General features: G+C 49.6%; 21 protein-coding genes. 8 read left to right on the top strand and 13 right to left on the bottom strand.

Going from position 1 to position 21,652, the window contains the following annotated elements; genetic code table 11:
* The first annotated feature begins 62 nt into the window (after positions 1-62).
* The 3 genes from H6G00_RS16695 to H6G00_RS16685 all read left to right on the top strand — a co-directional run bounded on the left by H6G00_RS16695 (position 63) and on the right by H6G00_RS16685 (position 2,156).
* Positions 63-821 (top strand): fasciclin domain-containing protein, encoded by a 759-nt coding sequence (locus tag H6G00_RS16695; RefSeq protein WP_190797619.1) that lies wholly within the window; start codon positions 63-65, stop codon positions 819-821.
* 304 nt (positions 822-1,125) lie between these two features.
* Entirely contained in the window at positions 1,126-1,524 is a 399-nt protein-coding gene (gene msrB, locus H6G00_RS16690; RefSeq protein ID WP_190797618.1) for a peptide-methionine (R)-S-oxide reductase MsrB, read from the top strand.
* Between the two features lie 128 nt (positions 1,525-1,652).
* On the top strand, positions 1,653-2,156 hold the full coding sequence (locus H6G00_RS16685; protein WP_190797617.1) for a methylmalonic aciduria and homocystinuria type D protein: 504 nt from the start codon (positions 1,653-1,655) through the stop codon (positions 2,154-2,156).
* A 7-nt stretch (positions 2,157-2,163) separates the two neighbouring features.
* Here the strand turns inward: H6G00_RS16685 and H6G00_RS16680 are convergent, their stop codons facing one another.
* Positions 2,164-3,279 (bottom strand): M23 family metallopeptidase, encoded by a 1,116-nt coding sequence (locus H6G00_RS16680; protein WP_190797616.1) that lies wholly within the window; start codon positions 3,277-3,279, stop codon positions 2,164-2,166.
* Positions 3,280-3,517: 238 nt separating this feature from the next.
* Here H6G00_RS16680 and H6G00_RS16675 point away from each other — a divergent pair, with 238 nt between their 5' ends.
* Complete coding sequence (locus H6G00_RS16675) at positions 3,518-4,726, top strand: HhoA/HhoB/HtrA family serine endopeptidase (protein WP_190797615.1); 1,209 nt, start codon at positions 3,518-3,520, stop codon at positions 4,724-4,726.
* Between the two features lie 218 nt (positions 4,727-4,944).
* On the opposite strand, the gene H6G00_RS16670 is transcribed toward H6G00_RS16675, so the two are convergent.
* From H6G00_RS16670 to H6G00_RS16660, 3 genes are all read right to left on the bottom strand, one after another.
* Positions 4,945-5,322, bottom strand: a complete 378-nt coding sequence (locus H6G00_RS16670; RefSeq protein WP_190643361.1) for a DUF760 domain-containing protein — start codon at positions 5,320-5,322, stop codon at positions 4,945-4,947.
* 114 nt (positions 5,323-5,436) lie between these two features.
* Positions 5,437-6,024 (bottom strand): zinc ribbon domain-containing protein, encoded by a 588-nt coding sequence (locus H6G00_RS16665; RefSeq protein WP_190797614.1) that lies wholly within the window; start codon positions 6,022-6,024, stop codon positions 5,437-5,439.
* A 71-nt stretch (positions 6,025-6,095) separates the two neighbouring features.
* Positions 6,096-6,743 carry a hypothetical protein gene (locus H6G00_RS16660; RefSeq protein WP_190797613.1) on the bottom strand — a complete coding sequence of 216 codons (648 nt, stop codon included), beginning with the start codon at positions 6,741-6,743 and terminating at the stop codon, positions 6,096-6,098.
* A gap of 394 nt (positions 6,744-7,137) precedes the next feature.
* On the opposite strand from H6G00_RS16660, the gene purB reads away from it, so the two are divergent.
* A complete protein-coding gene (gene purB, locus H6G00_RS16655; protein WP_190797643.1) occupies positions 7,138-8,433 on the top strand; it encodes an adenylosuccinate lyase in 1,296 nt (431 codons plus the stop codon).
* A 266-nt stretch (positions 8,434-8,699) separates the two neighbouring features.
* Here purB and H6G00_RS16650 read toward each other — a convergent pair whose 3' ends face one another.
* Together H6G00_RS16650 and H6G00_RS16645 are read right to left on the bottom strand one after the other, a co-directional pair.
* A complete protein-coding gene (locus H6G00_RS16650) occupies positions 8,700-10,292 on the bottom strand; it encodes a hypothetical protein (RefSeq protein ID WP_190797612.1) in 1,593 nt (530 codons plus the stop codon).
* Between the two features lie 544 nt (positions 10,293-10,836).
* The gene (locus tag H6G00_RS16645) at positions 10,837-11,724 is read right to left on the bottom strand and encodes a tetratricopeptide repeat protein (protein WP_190797611.1); all 888 of its coding nucleotides are present in this window, start codon (positions 11,722-11,724) and stop codon (positions 10,837-10,839) included.
* Between the two features lie 150 nt (positions 11,725-11,874).
* Here H6G00_RS16645 and H6G00_RS16640 point away from each other — a divergent pair, with 150 nt between their 5' ends.
* Positions 11,875-13,233, top strand: coding sequence for a hypothetical protein (locus H6G00_RS16640; RefSeq protein ID WP_242042307.1), 1,359 nt, complete (start codon positions 11,875-11,877; stop codon positions 13,231-13,233).
* A gap of 145 nt (positions 13,234-13,378) precedes the next feature.
* Here H6G00_RS16640 and H6G00_RS16635 read toward each other — a convergent pair whose 3' ends face one another.
* The 6 genes from H6G00_RS16635 to H6G00_RS16610 form a co-directional block, all read right to left on the bottom strand.
* The gene (locus tag H6G00_RS16635; RefSeq protein ID WP_190643366.1) at positions 13,379-13,624 is read right to left on the bottom strand and encodes a hypothetical protein; all 246 of its coding nucleotides are present in this window, start codon (positions 13,622-13,624) and stop codon (positions 13,379-13,381) included.
* A gap of 481 nt (positions 13,625-14,105) precedes the next feature.
* Positions 14,106-15,503: an argininosuccinate lyase gene (gene argH / locus H6G00_RS16630; RefSeq protein WP_190797610.1), complete on the bottom strand. Its 1,398-nt coding sequence runs from the start codon at positions 15,501-15,503 to the stop codon at positions 14,106-14,108.
* A 101-nt stretch (positions 15,504-15,604) separates the two neighbouring features.
* Positions 15,605-15,853, bottom strand: coding sequence for a hypothetical protein (locus tag H6G00_RS16625; RefSeq protein ID WP_199318542.1), 249 nt, complete (start codon positions 15,851-15,853; stop codon positions 15,605-15,607).
* Between the two features lie 146 nt (positions 15,854-15,999).
* Positions 16,000-17,439, bottom strand: a complete 1,440-nt coding sequence (locus H6G00_RS16620) for a PP2C family protein-serine/threonine phosphatase (RefSeq protein ID WP_190797609.1) — start codon at positions 17,437-17,439, stop codon at positions 16,000-16,002.
* 99 nt (positions 17,440-17,538) lie between these two features.
* A complete protein-coding gene (locus tag H6G00_RS16615) occupies positions 17,539-17,727 on the bottom strand; it encodes a hypothetical protein (RefSeq protein WP_190643369.1) in 189 nt (62 codons plus the stop codon).
* 205 nt (positions 17,728-17,932) lie between these two features.
* Entirely contained in the window at positions 17,933-19,210 is a 1,278-nt protein-coding gene (locus tag H6G00_RS16610) for a glycoside hydrolase family 10 protein (protein WP_190797608.1), read from the bottom strand.
* A gap of 238 nt (positions 19,211-19,448) precedes the next feature.
* On the opposite strand from H6G00_RS16610, the gene obgE reads away from it, so the two are divergent.
* Positions 19,449-20,513 carry a GTPase ObgE gene (obgE, locus tag H6G00_RS16605; protein WP_190797607.1) on the top strand — a complete coding sequence of 355 codons (1,065 nt, stop codon included), beginning with the start codon at positions 19,449-19,451 and terminating at the stop codon, positions 20,511-20,513.
* Here the strand turns inward: obgE and H6G00_RS16600 are convergent.
* Positions 20,496-21,179, bottom strand: coding sequence for a phosphoribosylanthranilate isomerase (locus H6G00_RS16600; protein ID WP_190797606.1), 684 nt, complete (start codon positions 21,177-21,179; stop codon positions 20,496-20,498). The genes obgE and H6G00_RS16600 overlap by 18 nt on opposite strands.
* A gap of 164 nt (positions 21,180-21,343) precedes the next feature.
* Here H6G00_RS16600 and psaK point away from each other — a divergent pair, with 164 nt between their 5' ends.
* Positions 21,344-21,610, top strand: coding sequence for a photosystem I reaction center subunit PsaK (gene psaK, locus H6G00_RS16595; protein ID WP_190643373.1), 267 nt, complete (start codon positions 21,344-21,346; stop codon positions 21,608-21,610).
* Positions 21,611-21,652 lie beyond the last annotated feature (42 nt).

Here is a 21,652-nt window from a genome sequence, read left to right as displayed (position 1 = left end):
CGATCGCATAAAAGTCAGTTTGTTTTAGCCTAAAGGCGTTGTTGTAACAAAGTTTTAAGCTGATGCAAGTTACTTTTTATTCCCGAAGCGTGAGGGCGATCGCCATTCTGCTAGGTGCTGCCGGAGTCGCAGCCGCAGCCAGCGCTCCTCTGCTCGCCCAAACCCAATCCGCACCTGCTCCTACTGCACCGGGTCTGACCACTCCTGGAGCGGGCACCCCTGGCACAACGGAACCGAGTACAACACCACCAACCACAACCCCCGGACCCGACGCAACTACACCTGCAACAGAACCCCCTGCTGCCCAGCCTGTCCCTGCCCCCGATGCTGCTACGCCTCCAACTTCTAGCAACGCTAGCCTTACTGAGTTGCTGCAACAGGTTTCTACCCAACAAGCTCCTAGCGGTAACTCCTTTAACACCCTGGCACAAGCTGTAGCAGCAGCAGATGTAGCGCCTCTACTGCAAAATGCTGGTGGACCCGTTACTATCTTTGCGCCCACTGACACTGCCTTTGCAGCATTGCCCGATGGTGCTCTTGAGTTCCTGCTGCGTCCCGAAAACCGCAACCTGCTGAGACAAGTTTTGGCTTATCACGTCGTTCCTGGCGAATTCACTTCCAGCCAGCTTCAGACGGGAGCAATCTCCACCCTCAACGGCGGCATTGCTGTCCGCGTTACTCCTGAACGCATCGTAGTGAATGACGGTAGTGTGATTCGGGCAGATATTCAGGCTAGTAATGGCGTGGTTCATGCCGTTAACCGAGTGTTGCTGCCCCCTCAAATCCGTCAGCAGCTAACAACTGCACTGAACGCGCAGTAATAGAAACCAGAAGAACTAGAGTTTCCTTAAGGGCGAAGCATTTGGGCAGCAATTTCCGACTCACTTTAGAGTCTGCCTGACCGCTGCTTCGCCCTGCCATCTATAGCCCCTCTTTGGAGGAATATTATTAGCACTACACCAATTTCAGCGACAAATCCTCACCTGCTGTAGTCCAGAGTGTTGATTTAGAATCAGATCAACGACTTCGCTCAGGCAAATGCATTTCAGGTAGTGAGGAATGTATTGAAGACTTTCCTACTAGTGAACTGCATAGCAATTTTTAAGCGATATAGGAGCATAATTCATGGTGAATAAGGTGCAAAAAACTGACCAGGAATGGCAGCAGCAGTTAACCCCTGAGCAGTTTAAAGTAACCCGCAAAAAAGGGACGGAAAGAGCCTTTACAGGGGAATATCACGACAACAAAAAGCCAGGAATATATCGCTGTGTTTGCTGTAACGCTGAATTGTTTAGTTCAGACACAAAATATGACTCTGGCACGGGTTGGCCAAGTTTTTGGGCACCTTCAAAGGAAGACAACATCGGCTACGAAGACGATCGCGCTTTGTTCATGCGTCGAACTGAAGTTCTTTGTGCTCAGTGTGATGCCCACCTGGGTCACGTCTTTGATGATGGACCTCAACCTACAGGACAGCGTTACTGTATGAACTCAGCGGCTTTAAAGTTCGAGCCAAAAAGCTGACCCTAACTTAGGATTCAGAAAAGCAACTTAATGAAAAGCGCACTCTTCCAGGGTGCGCTTTTTGTGACTGATTAAGGATTGACCTGGAAATAAACCTCGAATTCACTGAGATTCAGAATCGCTATAGAATGAGAAATTCCAACTTAACCCGTCACTCATTGCAGTATTCAATTCATCCACCCAGCAAATTTATTAAAACTCATTTAGACGAGCTTTTACCAAGTTGGTCTGCCCCAGTTTCGTCGGTATTAATTGTTATTCAACCCTGTGAGCTGGCATTGGTAGATCGAACGGTTGAAACCGAAATTCATAAATTCCAACTGCGGCAAAAGGTTACTGAACTCGGCGACAAAATCGTCACTCAGCTTCAGCAGGATGGGTATTTTGCAGATTTGTTTGATCCGCGAACAGGGCTGCCCATGTTTTCAGTTTCAGGGCAGCTCCGGTTGGATGATGTGGCAGTGATTCGCTCAACGTTGGGCTACTCCGTGCTAAATCGAGGGGATTGCCGAACGATTGAGCATCCAATTTGGGGCAGTGCGGTTTATCCTTCCATTCTGGTTACGTCTGCTTGCTCAACAATCCTCGAACGGGTTGTGAAACTGCATTTAGACAAGCTCGAATGTGCGTAAGGCAATTTTATTGCTCTGCGAGTCTCATATCTTGAAAATAAGCTCCGGGATCTTGAGCAACCCAGCCTAAGTCAGAATTGGAGCGAATTTCAAAATGCAGGTGAGGGTTGGTCGCGACTCCTGTGTTGCCAACCGTGCCAATGCGATCGCCTGCTCTAACGGTTTGACCCACTTCCACGTCGATACTGTCGAGTTGGGCGTAGCGAGTTTGTAAACCCTGACTATGGTTAATCACAACTAGATTGCCGTAATTACCTTGGTTTGACGCAAAGGCAACGGTGCCTTCACCTGCTGCTAGCACGGGTGTTCCTCGGTCAGCAGTCAAGTCTACTCCACCATGAAAGGCAACATTGCCGTTATCAGAGTTGAGCTGCCAGCCATAACCTGTTGAAATAAAGGCAGTTGCAGGCAAAGGATATTCCCTTAACACGCCATCCACTCGTGCGGGCGTACCCGTTGCAGTTTGGTTGGGCGACCAGTTGACACCGGGCACAAAGACAACGCGAGGAGCCTCCTGACAGCCATTCACCTCAAACAAAACATCGGCTCGCGTGCCGTACAGTTCTGCCAAAGCCTGCCAGGTGCTTCCTGCAGGCACTTCCACTTGGATGCCGTTATACGGTGGAACCAAAATCTCAGACCCCACGGGAGCATTCCCATCCCGCAGCACAGGATTCATTCCCATTAGCGTTGCTGGAATCAAGTTATAGCGCTGTGACAAGCTGGTCAAAGTTTCGCCCGCAGCGATGCGATGGCGGGTCACACGAGACAAAGCTGGTTCAGGACAGAGCGTATCGCCTTCAGCCTCAGAGCTAGTTGGAGAAGCAGTTTGCGGCTCAGCTTGTTTGCTTGACAAGTGAGTTAACCGAGCAGCATTCTGATGGGTCTGATAAATCTCTTCAAGTTCTAGAGAATTCTGAATGGCAGAGGTAGGATAAGGAATGCCAAGCGTTGAGCGATCAAGCTTGCCCACGGCAAAAGATTGCCTGAACGAGGCGGCGGGTTCGCCTACTTCGAGCTGATAAGGGTTTGATGCGGCGAGAGATGAGGTAGCCTGTCCTGCCCCGACCAGAGTCAAAATCCAGAGCAGTGCGGGAAAAGTGAGGCAGCGCGACAAATTCATACTCGAAACCCAAATGAAAACGACAAAGCATTTGCCTCGCTCAAAATGCATCTCTTACGAGTGCGGGTTGAGAGGTCTAAATCACTTCACTGCATTTAGCAGACAGAAGTTCCTCATAAAATTTTGACAAAACTTTTTGTTTATGGGGTTATGTGGTGTGAATTGCGAGTTTCAATTTGGTTAGATTGGAGTCAGCAAAATACTGCCATCGCGGGAATCAACAGCGGGAACTAAGAGTATGGGCTTCTCACTAAAGCAATTGGGCATTTACGCAGCTTTTCTGATTGTCGGAGGAAGTGCAGGCTGGGCGGGCGGCTACTATCTCAATTCAGAAAATCGCTCCGATCGCCCAGAAGCAGTTCCGGCAGCGCTAGAATCTCCAGCTCAAGAAAGCCCCCAGCCGACTGTTCGCATTGTTGAGCGGAATAACCCTAACTTTATTGCTGATGCGGTTGAGCAAGTTGGACCTGCTGTCGTACGAATCGATTCTTCTCGCACGATCGCTAGCCGCGTTCCCGATGCGTTCCAAAATCCCCTCTTGCGCCGCTTTTTTGGAGACGAAGCCCCATCCATGCCGCAAGAACGGACTGAGCAAGGCACTGGATCAGGCTTCATTCTGACCCCAGACGGCCGGTTGATGACCAATGCTCACGTGGTAGAGGGGGCAGACACGGTCACCGTCACGCTGAAGGATGGACGCACTTTTGACGGGGAAGTCGTCGGGGTTGACCCGGTGACTGATGTCGCGGTGATTAAAATTGAAGCAACCGAGCTGCCGACGGTGAGAATTGGCAGTTCTCAGAACCTGGTGCCGGGGCAGTGGGCGATCGCCATCGGCAACCCTCTCGGCTTAGACAATACCGTTACTGCTGGCATCATCAGCGCTACAGAGCGGTCTAGCTCTCAGGTTGGTGTTGACAAGCGAGTTAGGTTTATCCAGACCGATGCAGCAATCAATCCTGGCAACTCTGGTGGTCCCTTGCTCAATGACCAGGGCGAAGTAATTGGGGTTAACACTGCCATTCGCGCCAATGCTCAAGGGTTAGGGTTCGCCATCCCGATTGAGACAGCCCAACGAATTGCAGACCAGCTCTTCGCCAATGGTGAAGTTCAGCATCCCTACCTGGGCATTCAAATGGTGGACTTGACCCCAGAGCTGAAAGAACGGATCAGCCAGGAAGAAGGGCTTGCTTTAGATGCCAATCTTGAAAAGGGGGTACTCATCATCGAGGTGATGCAGGATACTCCAGCCGCCCAGGCAGGTTTACAGCAAGGAGACGTGATCTTGAAGGTGAACGATACGTCTGTAGAAACGGCTGTAGATGTTCAAGACCAGGTTGAGACTAGCAGCGTTGGAGAAGTTCTGGAGCTAGAAATCAATCGGAATGGTCAAGTTCAAACCATTCAAGTGCGTCCAAGTGCGTTTCCGGCTGACCAACTTGGCTAGGACGGGTAGAACGCTGAGATTCACGGACCGCTGTAGCTGTGCAGGCTAGAACAAAAAAGCGGGGAGAAGAGTAAATTTCCCCGCTTTCCTTGTTGTTGAATCTTCAACTGAGACTGCACATCGCATAAGCGAACAAAAGCTATCGTAGAGCCGCGCACGTGACTCCGATAGGATCTCAGAACAAAATCTCAGATATGCTTCAATCTCGCTAACTTCGCTTAGAACAGAGAATCAGAGGAAGATTCCCCATTGCCAGATTCACGATGTAGCGAGAGCGAGCTGCTGATGCTGTCTTCTAGCTCCATGCGCTGCTCCATGCGGCGCAGGAAATAGCCTGTCATCATTGCAGATGCTAGCAGTCCGGCTAAGTTTTCGCGGTCAGTAGTAATTTGGACGTTGAATGTTTCTGATGGCAAAACTCCTACTAGTCCCTGGACGTTCTGAGAAATAATCTGCTTAATCTCAGGGCTGACGGACTTTGCAACTCTTGCCAAAACTTCAGGCGACTGATGCTGGAGATACTTCAGAAGTTGATTCGCTTGGCTCTCTTCGGCACTGCCACTGAAAAAATTGGCGTTGTCAGGGTTAAAAACCATGGAGACCGTAAATGTCAGGTTTACTTTTGATCCATTGTGACACTGATATCTGATACTGTGACCCGTACTTTTAGGGGGAAATAGGGGAGAAATCTAAAATTTAATTTTTTAGCATCAAACCTTGACGGAAAGTTGATATCCACAGCTAGAACAAAAGCGATCGCTTCTATCAACTGTGGCTCCGCATTGGCTGCAAAAGCGCTGAGTTTGAGCAGTCTGAGAAGCGGCTTCTGGAGCAGACGCGGATGCAGCAGCTGAACCCATTTTCAGCTCCATGCCTCCCATCCGCATTTGCATTGGATTCATGCTCATCTGCATATCACCCATATTCAAGTTCATGGGTTGCATTGGTTGCATGGATTCCATTGGCGGCATCGGCTTCATTGCTGGTGCGGATGGCTGACTAGCAGTTTGCTGTACCTGGATTTGTTCGGCGTTACTCAGATCAGGGCTATGGCTGAGCGGGCTAACGTGACTCCCTTGGAGGTGAATCAGGCGATCGCCATCGCTCATAACCAACTTGACCACAATGCCTTGAGCTGTCCGAAACACTTGAGGCGGAGCCGTCAAGCTGCCCTGAAAACTGCTGCTAGATTGTTGCTGCTGCCCCGGACTGCTGCTAGTTAGCGTCAGGACAACTTGCATTCCCTGGTCATCCAAGTAAAGGCTCTGACCCGCAGCTAATTCACAGGAGTAGATCATGGATATTTTGGCAAAGGGCTATAGATTCATTAGAGCAGATTTATTAGAACCTGATTTAAGGGTGGCGATCGCTAACCGCAAAAGAAATCATCTAGTGTAAAAGGGGTATCCGAGGCAAATTTGACTCTGGCAATTCCTACAGCAGTTAATTCCAGCTTGTGCTGAGGCAGGGGATCAACGGTTTGTCGCTGTTCCTGTACATATTGACGTACGCCGGTATCGCTTTGGGCAATCACTTTACCATCAGCGTCAAATGCAGTGAGCCTAACTTGTTTGGTACCTGTAACAAAAGCGCCAACGGTTTGGGTTGCGCAATAGAGATAAATATCAAAACTCAGCCCGTTGGTCATAGGCATGAGTACGACTGAGCCAGAACGAGGCAGAAAGGCGGGGTTAGAAGGCTGAAGGGCGATCGCTCCAGCAAACTTGATCCCTAATCCTGAATACTGGTCTCGGACTTGCTCAAAGGCTGATAAATCTTCAAAGTCGAGTTCAACACGGCCAAGTTGCAGGGGTTGAGCGGGTTCAGGCTGGATTAAACCAATCGAAACCGTAGGGCAATGCAACCGACTGATTAAGTTGGACTGGGGGGTGTGTGAGGGCGGCATAATCAAACTCTCAACGTCCAAATTGAGCTTCCTATCGAGGCTATACAGAGAGCTTTGAGAGGTTTCCGCACCAAATTCCTTTAGCTGTGGCAGTTTAACGATTGGACTCACTAATTTGGGTGAGACCTACATCAAACAACCAAAGCAGTGTCCTGAAATGCCTAGCAGGACAGGCTTTAAGCCATTCTAAAAATACTCACACTCCACTCACACCTATCACAATTTCGTATCTGATGGCGGTCAACAAATCACGCTTTTAGCTTCTGAATGCCTCAACTTAACTCAACTCGTTTACTAGTCTTTTAAGGAGCAAACTGTCTATTTTTTATTGGTGACGAAGGAAAACCGAAATTTGGTTCCTATTTTTTTACGTCTTTGGATACAGATTAAGGCTCAAACAACTTTTCAGCTTCACCAGACTGGACAAAAACTTGCGGGTGCCCGCAAATTTCTATTCAATCCTTAGAGTTGTACAATAGGACGGTTGTATTCTGCGACACGAGCCTTGATTGAGCGTTATACCCTGCCTGAGATGGGCAACTTGTGGACTGAAACGTATAAATTGAAAACCTGGCTACAGGTCGAGATTGCGGTCTGTGAGGCCCAAGCAGAATTGGGCTACATTCCGGCTGAGGCAGTAGAAACGATCAAGGCGAAGGCGGATTTTGACCCCCAACGGGTGTTAGAAATTGAAGCCGAAGTTCGCCATGACATGATCGCGTTTCTGACCAACGTGAATGAGTATGTCGGAGACGTTGGGCGCTACATTCACCTGGGGCTGACCAGTTCTGATGTGCTGGACACCGCGTTGGCGCTGCAATTAGTCGCTAGCCTGGATGTGTTGCTGGGTCAACTGGAGGCATTGATTCAGGCGATTCGCTATCAGGCGCAACAGCATCGGGATACGGTGATGATTGGGCGATCGCACGGCATTCACGCTGAGCCGATCACCTTTGGGTTTAAGCTAGCTGGCTGGCTGGCAGAGGTGCTGCGACATCGCGATCGCCTCTGTCGTCTGCACAGCCAAATTGCGGTGGGCAAAATTTCGGGAGCGGTGGGTACCTATGCCAATATTGACCCGCAGGTGGAAGCGATCGCTTGTCAAAATTTAGGCTTAGAACCCGATACCGCTTCGACCCAAGTCGTTTCGCGCGATCGCCATGCCGACTTTGTGCAAACGCTGGCGTTAGTAACTGCATCGATTGAGCGATTTTCCGTCGAAATCCGTAACCTGCAGCGTACCGATGTCCTGGAGGTGGAAGAATTTTTTGCCAAAGGGCAAAAAGGCTCCTCAGCCATGCCTCACAAGCGTAACCCCATCCGCTCTGAGCGCCTAACTGGAATGGCGAGAATTGTTCGAGGACACGCGGTTGCTGCAATCGAGAATGTAGCCCTGTGGCACGAGCGAGACATTTCCCATAGCTCTGTTGAGCGAGTCATCTTGCCAGATGCCTGCATTTTGACCCACTACATGCTGGTAGAAATCACCGATCTGGTGAAAAATCTGCTGGTCTACCCGGAAAATATGCAGCGCAACATGAACCGGTACGGCGGTGTAGTTTTCAGTCAAAAGGTTTTGCTTGCTCTGGTCGATAAAGGACTGAGCCGAGAAGAAGCTTATGCGGTCGTTCAATCTTGTGCCCATACCGCTTGGAACACCCCAAGCGGCGATTTTCATGCGTTGATTACACAAAACCCGACCGTCACCGCCCACCTATCGGCTGAAGAAATCGAAGTTTGCTTCGACCCTCAACAGCATCTAAAACATCTAGACACCATTTACCAGCGGCTAAATATTTAGCTTTGCGAGTTAAGGCTAAATCAATAGGTATAGAAGCAATTTTCGTACCCATGATTGAGCCACCAGTTTTACATCTAAACAGAACGTAAAGGAGGATAGAGCTAAGCTCTATCCTCCTTTACGTTCTGGCCTAAACCAACTTCGAGACAGAGCGACAGACGGAAGGGCACTTCCAGTGTGAGGAGACCTTTTCCATCTGTTACCACTTCTCAGAGAAACGGTATTATGCCTGACTCAAGCAACCAGCACCATACTACCTGGACGAATTAAACCCGAATAAATTCAATGTAATCGACCCGCGCGGCCTCTCCGCCCGCAAAAATTCCTTCAAGGTTAATTGTCGAGTTGCGGGAAACACTAATACCGCTGGCGATTTGTCGTTCTACAAACGTCTGAGAAGTTGCAGTAGTGCTACCCAAGTTCTGGTCAAAATTCCAGCTGTCGATCAAGGTATTGTTAATCTTGACTGAAAGCTTAGCTACTCCATCATTCTCATCAAAGTAGCCAACCACAATGTTGTATGTACCAGATGGACCTGTGAATAGTCGAGAAGCTTGACCTGGAGTGCTTTGCTGTCTCACTCGAAGCACTCTTCCACCCGAGGCAGTGGTAACACTTCTTTCAACAAAGTAGGACCCGTCTGAAGTGAAGGTTTCTGCTTCAAACCTCAAGCTTTGAGGGTTAACCTGAATACTCCCCAAGGTAGCCGCTACATTGTTGTTTCCATTGTTATCCGCGATCTGATTTGCAACCAGTGACACTTGGTAAGCGCCCGTCTCATCTGCTCCCCAACTGCTTCCACCTGGAGCAGAAATGCGGTAGGTGGCTGTGAGTCCATTAGCACCAATTTGAGATCCAACGTATTCTGCAAGTTGGTTGTAGCCGTTGGGTCCAGTTACCCGGACATCCTCCGTTCCAAGGGTTGTGGCATCAACAGAACCATTGTCCTGATACGTTACGGTGAACAGGTGATTTTGTGCGCCGCTTTCGATTGTTCTCTCACTACCTAAAAGTCCAATCGGCGGTAGCGCCGCTTCATTCACTGTAAATGAGCGTATTAATCCTGGTTGGACAAAATTACGGGCGATGTCGCTGACCTGGTTGGCGCGTAGGCTGATGCTGTAGGTGCCATAGTCATCTGGATCAAAGCGACTGTCTGGAGCGCTAATGCGGTAAGTCGCCAGGGTGCCAGTGCGCCCCTGCTCAGCGCTGACAAACTGCACGTTGAGTGGAGTTGGTCCGCCAGAGACAGCAAGATCAGCTGAATCGATCCTAGGCAAGCTGATATTGTTTCTATCTCTATAGTTGACGCGTAGGGTGTACTCTCCAGGGGCAGTGATGGCTCCACTAACAAAAGATACAGTTGGAACATCAACCAGGAAGTCCTTTAGCTTGCGTGGGGCGGCAAAAGCTCCAAGTGTATCTTTAACCTGTCGTCCCTGTAGAGAAATTGAGTATCGACCATTCTCATTTGCGCTCCAAACTCTGTCCCGCGCAGTAATGCTGTAGGTTGCGATCGCCCGTGTATTCTTGCTTCCTGCAACAAATTTTGCTGGACTCACCAGTCGAGCAAATTGTCTAAACTTATTTCCAGCAGTAACGAGAATGTTCCTAGATCCAATACTTCTAAGGTTAATACCGCTACTGTCAGCGTAGGTTACAGAAAACGTTTTGGTTGCGCCAGTTGCTCTCTCAATATTAGTCACCGAAACACGTGCTAGAGGACCTGTGTTAACTCTGGCAGCACTGGAGCGATGCAGATTGGTCGTGGTTGAGGAACTGAGGCTGCTAGCGCGCTCTGTATTGCTGTAGCTGCTTGCAGTTGCTTTTTCAATGGAAGATCGAATATCGGATGCCATGTACTGGGAACCTACCTTTGCAAGTTATACAAGTTCTTGGAGACTAAATTCACCTGTAAGCTTTTGCATAGCAATATTCCGCCTAGCTCCTGGTTAGTGCTTTTACAACTGAGGCACTGTAGGAGAAGACGAGATAACTTGCTTAACTCAGGTGGAAAAATGCTGAAATGCCAACTTTTAAGTCAGCAAAAGTGACACGGGAGACGATGCCCCTGAAACCGTTAATAGAAGACCTACACCGAACTTACAGCGAATTTTGTTGAGCAGAGTATGACGTAAAGTGAAGAATTTTCTGCCCTTTTCAAAATCACTGAGTTACCAGTGAAATCACTGTGGGTTTCGTATAAAAAAAGAAAATTTAGCTTGGCATTACGTAACTCCACACGGATGTCGAGTTTTAAGGTAGCCAATGCATACGCACTATTGCTAGGGACAAAAATGTATATTTACTTACTCTTTACGTCTCACCCGTTTTAGCTCTCTTACGTATGAAGCATGAGTGAAGAGATCTGGCTGTAACCTAAGTCTAGACAGCCATTGCAGATTACTCAGGTGTGGAGGCTGGAGTCTGTTCGGGCGAGGGAGCGGGAGCGGGAGCGGGTGAGGACTGACTCGGAGAATCTTCAGTAAGGGGTGGAGGAAGCTCTTCTACTCCTCCAGTCGCAAGTTGGTTAATCTGGTCTTTGTATTGGGCGGGAGCTAGAGAGGCAGCGGTGGTAAACAGGGGTTGGGCTTCGGTATCTTTGCCTTGAGCTTGCAGCACCAATGCTTTTGCTAATACTGGGCGAAAGTCCTGGCGATCGCTCTGAATTGCCTGTTCGTAGACCGCGATCGCTTCATTGTAGCGATCGCTCTCTGCATAGACCTGCCCCAACAATAGCCGCACTGAGGTCAAGTCAACGCTACCGGCTTGAATTTGATTCGCCTGATTTGCATTCCGCAGGGTGTCCTGCAACAAACCAATTGCTGCCTCCGGGCGCTCTTGTTCAATCAGTAGAGCGGCAAGCCCCTGGAGGGCATAGACATTTCCGGGTTGGGTTGTCAAAATGCTGCGATAGGCTTGGGCAGCTCCTTCGCGATCGCCAACCTGCTGCTTTGCCTGTGCCAGCAAAATCGTATATTCGGGTTGAGTTGGGTTGAGTTCTGCAAGTTTCTCCAGCGGGGCGATCGTTCCCTCAACATCACCTAACTCCCGCCGAACCCTCAATAGATTGCGAAGTGCGGTTTGGTTATCGGGTTCATCCTCTAATACCAGTTCATAACCCCGTGCCTGCGCCTCCAAGTCTGATGTTGGGGCATTAGCTGGGGCATTAGCTGTGGTGGGGGTGGTTCGCAGCAGCCCAACGAGCGGCAAAATCGCTAGCCCGACAAAGCAGAGTACTGCAAAACCCATGATTAGATTGATGATCCAGCGATTGCGTTTATCAAACACACAACTTTCCCAAACTCTACTGTCATTCTGCCATGATTAACTACATCTGCCTTGCTCGATAAAAATCCCTGACGATGACGATCGCGCCCGTATAAACAAATTGGGTGTCACCGAACACTAGCCTCATTTCTTTAGCAAGGTAGGTTTAGTGTGGATGCTAACCTAGTGTTTAATCTGCACTGGTATCTTGCTTTAGTGGTTAATGGTGGACGGGCAGGTTTCCACCGCAAGGAGGTTTTAGTGAGTCCTTCTCAGAACCAGTTCCCTAATTCATCTCAATCGGCTTCCTCCCCTGAGCAGCCTGAAAATCAGGCTTCTTCTAGTCCTTCACCTGAACCTGCAAATTCAGCAGAAACCAGTACGAATAATATGGATCAGCAGCCCAACGCAACCCTTGAAAGCGCTCCCCCTACTGTTTTAGATGCTTCAGAAGCAATGTCAGAGGAAAATCTGGAATCAGAGGAAAAACCCAAGGCAATTCCCCCGCTAATGCCTCCAAAGCCAGCGCCAGCGCCAGCACCTTCAGTTGCGGCGGCTGATTCAACCGTGTCCAAGTCAGCGTCAGCACCAACCCCAGACCCCTTGCCGATCGAGGCATCTGAGATCAGTTCTGAGGGCGATGATGCGGAAGACGTTGATAGCCAGATCGCATCCATGCGACAGCAGCCGATTCCGCCTGCTAGCGAACCGATGCAATATCGGGCGATCGGACTGGTGCGGGGAAGATACGAACCTTCGGACGAGCAGTTTACCCGAGGCTTCTTGCATACAGAGGACGGGACTGCAATTGATGCCGTTCTGTTAGGGCGTGTGATGAGCCTGGTCAAAAAACATGTTGACCTAGAGCAGCCTCATCTGTGGGTAGTGTATCCTCGGACGCGAGAAAAAAATACCAATCTACACGTGCAGATTGTGGGCGTTTGGGAACCTGAAAAATTGAATAAAGTGGAAGGCTCTGAAGTTGAAGGTTCTGAGCAACCTGCGGATACTGAGGAAGCTGCTCTGTCGGGTAGCGCTCAAGTTGAAGCGGATGCAGCAGCGATCGATTCTCCGGGGCATGAAGATGGCTACTTCTCCATTCGCGGTGAGGTGCTGTTTCAGTCTCAGGAAGATCAGCGGCTAATCGTCAAAATTCAGCAGTCTCCCCGCCGCGGAGACAGTCAGGGCAGAGCCTTTAAGCTAAACTTGGAGGGCGTTCTAACCGGTAAAGCAGTAGGCTATTTCTGGGATTTACAGGTACAGCGGCAAGAGAACCTGCTGGTTGTGCAAGACGGCACTATGATCGGTTTAGTCCCGCCCAAAAAACGCCAGGACAGTAAAGGCGGTGGGGGGCGCAAAGGTGGACGACCGATGGCCGGTGGCTACGGCAAAAAGCGGTGGGAAGGTAGCCGTGAAGGGCAGCGTCCCTCACGCGGAGACAAGCCAGTCGGAGCCCCCCCTCAGCGTCGGGAACCACTTGCCAAACCGATTAAGCGCCGAGACAATAGCTCTCAGTCCAATCCTGGCTAGTAGCGTCTCACAGGCATTGCGATAAAAACCATAAAAATTTGAGCGTGAGAACCATAATTCTCACGCTCAAATTTTTATTTATTGGATTACAAATCACAATGTTGTAAGAGGACGTCTCCTGCGGCGTAAAGACATCCTCAGCATTCTAGCCGTGCTCGTCTCTCTGCCTGCCGATACCAAGCTGTTTCTTGGAGTCTTTAAGCTTTTTCCAGAGCAACTCGATTTGTTGAAAAGACTCGATAGGGGTGAGTTTTCCGCCAGTTTCAAGATTAGAAATGAGGCTTACACGCTGAGCAAATTCCTGTAGGTTGGCATTAAAGACCAGGTTTTCTGGCTTGACTTCACCGTGGTAGCGACTGTGGGGGTAGAGAAAGTTGGAAAGTTCGTCCATTGCTGCAATTTGCTCCCATAAATTAAAGTTTTCAAGCTTTTCGATTGGTTTTTCATTATAGGGGTATGCCTTAAAACCGCATTTCTAGAATGCCTGAGACATACCTTGAAGGATGTAACTTCATGCACAACTAAAGGGAGGGTATTTTGTTAACCCAATCTTAACCAGATTTTAACCCTAATGATTACTTAGACAATCTTTCCTAAGCAAGATACTTACTGAGAGAATTTTGGTATCGAGGAACACGTTGAGCGGTGGGTTAATCTCTGGGAACTGTAAGCAACTCCCTTTAGCTAAGTTGTAAATTCAATTTAATTTAGATCAAGAAAAAGCAAATAGAGGCGATCGCTTAAATTTTCTCTGCTACCAACTTTCGTTCTACGTGGAACTCGGTAGAACGAAGGTTGGAGATAGCAATAACAGGCAGCCCTGTTGGTTCACGGACCAACAGGGCTAACTTGTAGATAGGTTGAGCATCTAGTTACTCGACACTTAAGCGCGATCGCGCTGCTGCAATTGCCTGCCTTACCTGATCAAAGCCGGTGCCGCCATAGCTATTGCGGGCAGCGACAACCTGACGAGGGGTGATCGCCTCATAAATATCAGACTCAAATGCCGGATGAAGCGTCTGCCATTCCTCGATCGTCAGGTCTTTGAGCAGCTTTCCAGCAGCAAGACTGGTTTTGACCACCTTGCCAACTAAATTATAGGACTCTCGGAAAGGTACACCTTTAGTTGCCAAATAGTCTGCCACGTCTGTTGCATTAGAAAAATCTTCCGCAACTGCTGCTGCCAGGCGAGGCACCCGAAACTCTAGCCCTTCCTGAAACAAAATTGTCATAGCTTCCAGACAAGCCTGCACGGTCTTAACGCCGTCAAACAAGGCTTCCTTGTCTTCTTGCAAGTCTTTGTTGTAAGCCAGCGGCAGTCCTTTCATCAACACCAGCATTGCCTGAAGGTGTCCAAATACTCGCCCTGTCTTCCCTCGCACCAATTCTGGCACGTCAGGGTTTTTCTTTTGGGGCATGATGCTAGAGCCAGTAGAGCAGCTATCTTTGAGGGTGACAAAGCCAAACTCTTCTGATGCCCATAAGATTACCTCTTCTGACAGGCGCGAGAGGTGAACCATGATCAGGCTAGTGGCACAGAGAAATTCGACGGCAAAATCGCGATCGCTCACCCCATCCAAACTATTGGCATAGACGCGCTCGAAGCCCAACAGTTCGGCAGTGTAGTGGCGGTCAATGGGAAAGGTTGTGCCTGCCAGCGCTCCGCTACCCAGAGGCGAGATGTTGGTGCGCTTATATACGTCACCCAAGCGTTCACAATCTCGCTCGGCCATCTCTACATAGGCAAGTAAGTGATGTGCCAAACTTAGAGGCTGGGCCCGTTGGAGATGAGTATAGCCAGGAATCAAGGTTTCAATGTGCTGCTCTGCCAGGTTTAGCAACACACCCTGAAACTGGCGTAACCGTTGACAAATAAGGTGAATCTGGTCGCGCAGATAAAGTCGCGTGTCAGTGCCAACCTGGTCATTGCGCGATCGCCCCGTATGCAGCTTTTTGCCAACCTCGCCCAGGATGTCGGTTAGCCTGCGCTCCACGGCAAAGTGAATATCTTCTGCATCAATGCCTGGGTGAAAGAACCCTTGGCGATATTCCTGCCGAATTTGCTCCAGACCCGCAACCAACTGGCTTCCCTCCTCTGAGGAAATGATTCCAGTCTGGGCCAGCATCGTGGCATGAGCCTGTGAGCCTGTGATGTCGTACTCGATCAGCGCAATATCAAACTCGATGCTGGCATTAAACCGGGCGATCGCCGGATGCAGCACCGATTCAAACCGTTGACTCCAGGTCTGTGGCTGAGATTCGTTACTCAAGTTAGCTGTCCTACCGTTAATAGCTGTCCTACTTTTGATGACAGTGAGCAATCAAACCTTATTCCCGGATTTAGCTCTAAATTTAGGCATTTAGGCTTTGTTTAGCCGTAAGAGGTAAGACTGCGGATTAGATAGCCCAGAACTACCCCAATAATTAGAGCCCAGACTTGTCCAGATTCAATAAAGTTGTTGAAAGAACTACGGAAATTAGCAAATACGTCGGTTTCAAACTGCTGAGCCAATAAGCTCCAGTCAATTGGGGACTGCCAGTAGCCCTGCCAGACCTCGCTCCAATCGCTCACGCTAGCCAACCAGGTCGTTGCATCCTGCGCTAAATGAACTAGTAACATTCTCCCTGTAACCTCACACAGAACTTGTATTGATGCAGCAAAAGTTGCTCATCAATAAGCGTCGCAGATTTTTAGCCGTTGTAAAGCCTCAAGTTCAATTAAATCTGCTTAATTTGGAGAAACATAGCTTCAAGATACTGCTTTGGCTAGTTGGCGATCGCCCCATCGGGCTTAATCTGCATCACGATCAGCGTCATATCATCATCAGTTCGGTGGTCTGCCCCCACGAACTGCTGCACTTGCTCAAATAAATGATCTTGAATTTGCTGAGGCGTATAGTGATTTTGGCAAGCCCAGTCAAACACACGGGTTAGATTCTCCTCATCAAAGCGATCGCCGCCCTGATTGGCTGCATCCGTAAATCCATCCGTGTAGTAAATAATGGTGTCCCCTGGATGAAGCTGCACCTGAGCATCGTGATATTGCGTATCCATATCCAGCCCAATCAGCATTCCCAACGTGTCTAACCGCTTAATAGAGCCTGTCGCGGCTTGCCAGAGCAAAGGCGGATTATGTGCCGCGTTGCTGTAAGACAGCGTTCGGGTCGTGACATCGTATTCCGAGTAAAACAGAGTGACGAAGCGATTTGAATTTTCTAAATCGCTATACATCACGTGGTTTAAGTGCTGAAGAATCTGGGCAGGAGAGTGACCATTTAGCACTTCAGCCCGCAACATTCCCCGCAGCATGGTCATGATCAACCCTGCGGGAACTCCCTTACCCATGACATCGCCAATTGTCAGGCTCCATCGTCCTGCTTCGTTGCGCCCGGTCTTGCGAGGACGGATCTGGTCGTAGTTCGTTGGGATGAAGTCGTAGTAGTCACCACCGACCCGACTGGCCGTTTGGCATCGTGCTGCTAGCTCGATTCCCTCAATGTTAGGACAACTCCGAGGCAGAAGCTGAAGCTGAATCTCTGCGCCAATTTCTAACTCGCGATCCAGGCGTTCTTTCTTCCGTAGTTCTACAGTCAGTTCATCGTTCTCGATCGCCACGGCAGTCTGGTCAGCCACCAGCCGGACTAGCTTCTGGCGCGTCTCCGTCCAGCTATATTCTGAATCTCGACTGAATACATACAGCCTGCCTCGTTCGGCATTCTTGACCAGAATTGCCGTACCAAAAAGCTGCACGTTTGCGCCAAGAGATTGACTGACTTGATGATCTAAAGCAGTCGTTAGACTTTGAGCCGGAGCAACTGTTTTTCCAGACGTAGGTGCAGAAGCGGTCATTTGACGAGTAGCTGCCTCTAACGCCTTACGAATATCCTGGCACTGGTTTGTATCTTGACAGTGCAACCGCTCCAAGCGCATTTGACCATTGGGCTTGAACAACACCAGAGCGCCCCCATCAGCATCGGTGACACGGCTAGCAATCAGGGGTGTGAGTTCTAAAAACTGATTGAGATTGTTGAAGCTACGTAGCGCAAATCCTAAAGAACTGAGCAAATCCTGAATCTTGTTTTGCTCCCGATGCAAGCGAGCCACCAGTTCTTTCAACGCAAAAACAGGCGTAATGTCTGGCGAAGCAGTGCCGCCAGAGCGTTCAGAAGGTTGAGATGGCTGTCGTGGGATTGGAGCAGCAGTCATTAGAGAAATATTTCAATCAGGTGGTGAAGAGTATAGTCTGCGATAAAACAAGAATAGAGGACAGAGATTCAGGATTCTTTGCAAATAAGCGCTCACTACTTACAGTTCTACGCTTGTTAAAAGTGGGTCGAATGTTTGGATATAGATTTTAGCGAATGCTGCGGCGATCGCAGCATTACTTGTACCAGTTTCCACCCACTTCTTGTCTACGTGAATTCCTTCGATGTAGGGGTAACCACACCCTAAAAGCGATCGCCTGAAAAAATTTGGTAGATATTGCCAGTTCAATCAGCGGTTTCAAGTCGAAAGAGAACGAAGCAACTTCTGATAGGTAAATTGTGAGTGTGAGCCACAGCCCGCCGGAAATTGCTACATGAATGCTATTCTTAGCGCTAATTGTTTCTTCTGCCAATAGGTTGATGGGATGGTTTTTCGATGTTTTGCAAAACCTTAAAGGTGCGATGACTGACAAAAGCTGGCTCAGAGGCGAAGTTTAAGATTTGTAGCTCTCAACCTGAGCGGTTGGCAGAAAGAGAGACTGGAATCCCTTTCGCCGCTCTCTAGGTGGTTCTGGTGTGATGTAACCCCAGAGGCTTTCCCAGTAGAAGAAAGAAATGCCGTCAAATCCCAGATCGCGTACCGCCTCAACCTGCTGCTGAATTTGGGCGATCGCGATCGGATTATTCCAGGTGCCTGTTAAGATGCCAATTCCCATTGGCACAAGTTGATGCATTTCTCGCATTGCAGGCTGCTCTAGTTCTGCAACGAAGCGATCAAGGTCATTTCGGTAAGTTTGTACGATCACTTCTCCCAGCCAGCCCTGTCTGACCCAGGTTTGCCAATCCTGTAGATAGTGTCGATAGGCAAATCCGGGTGAGTTAGGTGAGAGTGAAATCAAGCAGTTTGGCTTGGCAATTTTGACTGCCAAAAAGATTCGTCGCATAAAGTCACCTAGCTTGTTAGCCCGCCAGCGCATCCACTCTTCGTCTAAAGGATCGTCAGGAGGAGAGTTGCCCTGGTGTTCCTGACGGTAAAGCTGGGCTGTGAAGGGGTCGTACCCTAGCTCAACCGGCAAGCTAAAGTGGTCGTCTAGCTGAATTCCGTCTACGTCATAGCGGGTCACCACTTCCAAAATCAGATCCAGCAAAAATTCCTGAACCTGGGGGTGGAGTGGGTTAAGCCAAACTAGCTGATGGCTGGACTGTTGCCGCACCAGTTGGCGTAGTCTAGAGCGACGAGACTGCCAGAGCGTCTCAGGGGTGTCGGGTAAACCCAATTCTGCGGTGCCTGCTTTCAAGACCTGGCTCCCATCCCTATATTGGGTCAGCCACTCGGGATGACGTTTTACCAGAGATGAGCGCCTGGGAGCCATGAACCCATATTCGAACCAAGGAATAACGCGCAGGTTTCGCTGGTGCCCCTGCTGGATAAACGTTGCCAGTAAACTGCGTCCAATTCGCGTTGAGTGCAGCAGGGGAAGCTGAGTTTCACCAGTGGCGACCTGAGTGACCGAACTGGGATAGGTGGTGTAGCCGCGATTCCAGACGACTGGGTAGAGCGTGTTGAAGTTAAGCTGAGCAAGCTGATTGACGGCTCGACTCACGCCCTGGGGTAAAAACAGCACGCCACTGGCAACGTTGGTTAGCCACACTCCCCGAATTTCACTGGAAGGTGCGGAGATGGCTTGAGGAATTGCAGGACGGGTGACGACCAGGAGCGCCAATCCGGCACTCAGGAGGTAAGTTAACCAGCGAGGCAGTTTTCGACGCATGAGCTTATTGTAGGGCGTAGGCGATCGCCCCTTTTGGAGAGCGATCGCCCAGACGATTCATCAGGTTTCTCCAACCGTGAATAGTTTTCCCTGTGAAGAGGCAGAAATTGCAAAGTAGGGGTTGGAGGAATGAGGAGTTGGGACTGAGAGGTTACGAATTGGGGTTGGGGAGTGGTTGGGATTGCCTATGATTGAGGAAAGGGCGATTGGCTAGACATTTTGGTTAGACGTTATTGTTATGCAATTTATTGATCAGGCGGAGATTGAGGTTCAGGCGGGCGATGGCGGCGATGGAATAGTCGCTTTCCGTCGAGAGAAGTATGTGCCTGCTGGTGGCCCTGCTGGTGGGAATGGCGGCAATGGCGGTTCAGTGATTCTGCAGGCGGTTGAGCATTTGCAAACGCTGTTGGACTTCAGATACGCCCATCGGTTTAAGGCGGAGAATGGAGAACGGGGCGGACCTAAGAATATGACAGGCGGGGCAGGGAGCGATCGCCTGATTGAAGTGCCTTGCGGCACAGTTGTGTATGACGTAGAAACAGACGAAATTTTGGGGGATCTGACTACTCCTGGGCAAACCCTCTATGTTGCTAAAGGCGGTAAAGGTGGACTGGGGAATAAGCACTTTCTTAGCAATCGTAACCGAGCGCCAGAACATGCGCTGCCAGGATTGCCAGGAGAAACTCGGTTGATTCGCCTAGAGCTAAAATTGCTGGCAGAAGTCGGGATCATTGGACTGCCCAATGCCGGAAAATCGACGCTGATTTCTGCCTTGTCAGCAGCCCGTCCTAAAATTGCCGACTATCCTTTCACAACGCTGGTGCCAAATTTGGGTGTGGTTCGGAAGCCGACTGGAGATGGTACTGTCTTTGCAGATATTCCGGGGTTGATTGAGGGCGCACATCTGGGTACTGGTTTGGGGCACGATTTCCTCCGACACATTGAGCGAACTCGTGTTTTGCTGCACCTGATTGACGCAACGTCCGAAGATCCGATCGGCGCTTATCAAACAATTCAGGCAGAGCTTCAAGCATACGGACGGGGCTTAGCCGATCGCCCACAAATTTTAGCGCTCAACAAAATTGACGCGGTTACGCCAGGAATGCAGGACTTGGAAGCGATCGCCACTGAACTCGAAGAACTGAGCCAAACAACTGTATTCAAAATTTCAGCCGTCGCCCGGATCGGACTAGATTCTCTGCTTCAAACGGTTTGGCAGTGCTTGGAGGAGGCGAAGGAGCTGGAGGAATCGGAGGTAGATGAGATGGTGTTGGAGCCTGAGAAACTAGGGGCTGGAGGTTAGGGACTGGAGTTTAGCAACATGGTGCAGTTTGAGTTGCTCGAACAATTGGGCAACTTTGGCTAAGTCTTTGTCACCCGGCAGATGTTCCACCCCGCTAGAAAGGTCAATACCGTCAGGAAAAACCTGGTTGAGAGCCTCTCGCACATTGCTGGGGGTAAGCCCGCCTGCCAAAAGCCAAGAGCAATTCGGGCGGAAGTTTTGCAAGCTCGACCAATCTAAGGTTTTTCCGGTACCACCGAGCAGTTTAGGGTGGTATGCGTCGAGCAATAGCGCATCAATACTGTCCGTGTAAGCGTTTGCTTCAGCCAGAGTCTCTGAACTGCGAACTCGGAGAGCTTTAAGAATTTCAATTTCTGGTAAGGCGGCTCGAAGCTGCTGGCAAAACTCAGGTGACTCGCTGCCGTGAAGCTGAACCGCATTGAGATTGGCGATTGCCACCACCTGACAAATTTCTACCAACGTCGCATTCGCAAACACTCCAACCCGATCAATTAATGCTCCAGTCAGGGGGTGGACGGGCAGATGATCGACTATCAGCCGAATTTGCTCAGGCGAAATGTAGCGGGGAGATTGGGGCACACACATAAAGCCAAGCGCGGTTGCCCCCATTTGGGCGATCGCTTTTCCCTGGTCTGGCTTGGTGATGCCGCAGATTTTGATCCTCATATTCTTAAAATTACGTACTTTTGTGTCAAATTAAGCGCCGACTGTTAACTCTTAAAACAAACCGTAAATTATGGTTCGGCAGATTTTTATAATCCTATTGCTTTTCTGACGAAAGCTTTTGCTTCTAAAAATTTGTTCGACACACGCAATACAGGAGATTTGTTTTGATTTACTCTACTTTACTCACGACTGTTGCTTCTACCTCGCCCTGGTCGGCTAACACGGCTATTGTCATGATTGTTTGCAATTTGCTTGCGATCGCCATTGGCTACTATGCGATTCAAAAGCGTGGCGTTGGACCTTCACTTCCAGTTGAAGTGCCTGCTATGTTTACTGGCTTTGGCATTCCTGAACTGTTAGCAACTGCCAGCTTTGGTCATATTTTGGGAGCTGGAGTCATTTTAGGATTAAGCAACGCAGGTCTGCTCTAGCGTTTGCGACTTACAGCATTTCCACTTGGATAAACCACAAAT

This window comes from Leptolyngbya sp. FACHB-541 (genome assembly GCF_014695875.1).
In the GTDB taxonomy this organism is placed as follows: Bacteria; Cyanobacteriota; Cyanobacteriia; order Elainellales; family Elainellaceae; genus JAAUTN01.
This window is presented reverse-complemented; position numbering and strand designations above follow the sequence as displayed.

Coding starts and splice junctions, on each gene's coding strand:
- H6G00_RS16695 (WP_190797619.1), top strand. CDS start 63: ATGCAAGTTACTTTTTATTCCCGAAGCGTGAGGGCGATCGCCATTCTG.
- msrB (WP_190797618.1), top strand. CDS start 1,126: ATGGTGAATAAGGTGCAAAAAACTGACCAGGAATGGCAGCAGCAGTTA.
- H6G00_RS16685 (WP_190797617.1), top strand. CDS start 1,653: ATGAGAAATTCCAACTTAACCCGTCACTCATTGCAGTATTCAATTCAT.
- H6G00_RS16680 (WP_190797616.1), bottom strand. CDS start 3,279: ATGAATTTGTCGCGCTGCCTCACTTTTCCCGCACTGCTCTGGATTTTG.
- H6G00_RS16675 (WP_190797615.1), top strand. CDS start 3,518: ATGGGCTTCTCACTAAAGCAATTGGGCATTTACGCAGCTTTTCTGATT.
- H6G00_RS16670 (WP_190643361.1), bottom strand. CDS start 5,322: ATGGTTTTTAACCCTGACAACGCCAATTTTTTCAGTGGCAGTGCCGAA.
- H6G00_RS16665 (WP_190797614.1), bottom strand. CDS start 6,024: ATGATCTACTCCTGTGAATTAGCTGCGGGTCAGAGCCTTTACTTGGAT.
- H6G00_RS16650 (WP_190797612.1), bottom strand. CDS start 10,292: ATGGCATCCGATATTCGATCTTCCATTGAAAAAGCAACTGCAAGCAGC.
- H6G00_RS16635 (WP_190643366.1), bottom strand. CDS start 13,624: ATGGACGAACTTTCCAACTTTCTCTACCCCCACAGTCGCTACCACGGT.
- H6G00_RS16625 (WP_199318542.1), bottom strand. CDS start 15,853: ATGTTACTAGTTCATTTAGCGCAGGATGCAACGACCTGGTTGGCTAGC.
- H6G00_RS16620 (WP_190797609.1), bottom strand. CDS start 17,439: ATGACTGCTGCTCCAATCCCACGACAGCCATCTCAACCTTCTGAACGC.
- H6G00_RS16610 (WP_190797608.1), bottom strand. CDS start 19,210: ATGCGTCGAAAACTGCCTCGCTGGTTAACTTACCTCCTGAGTGCCGGA.
- obgE (WP_190797607.1), top strand. CDS start 19,449: ATGCAATTTATTGATCAGGCGGAGATTGAGGTTCAGGCGGGCGATGGC.
- H6G00_RS16600 (WP_190797606.1), bottom strand. CDS start 21,179: ATGAGGATCAAAATCTGCGGCATCACCAAGCCAGACCAGGGAAAAGCG.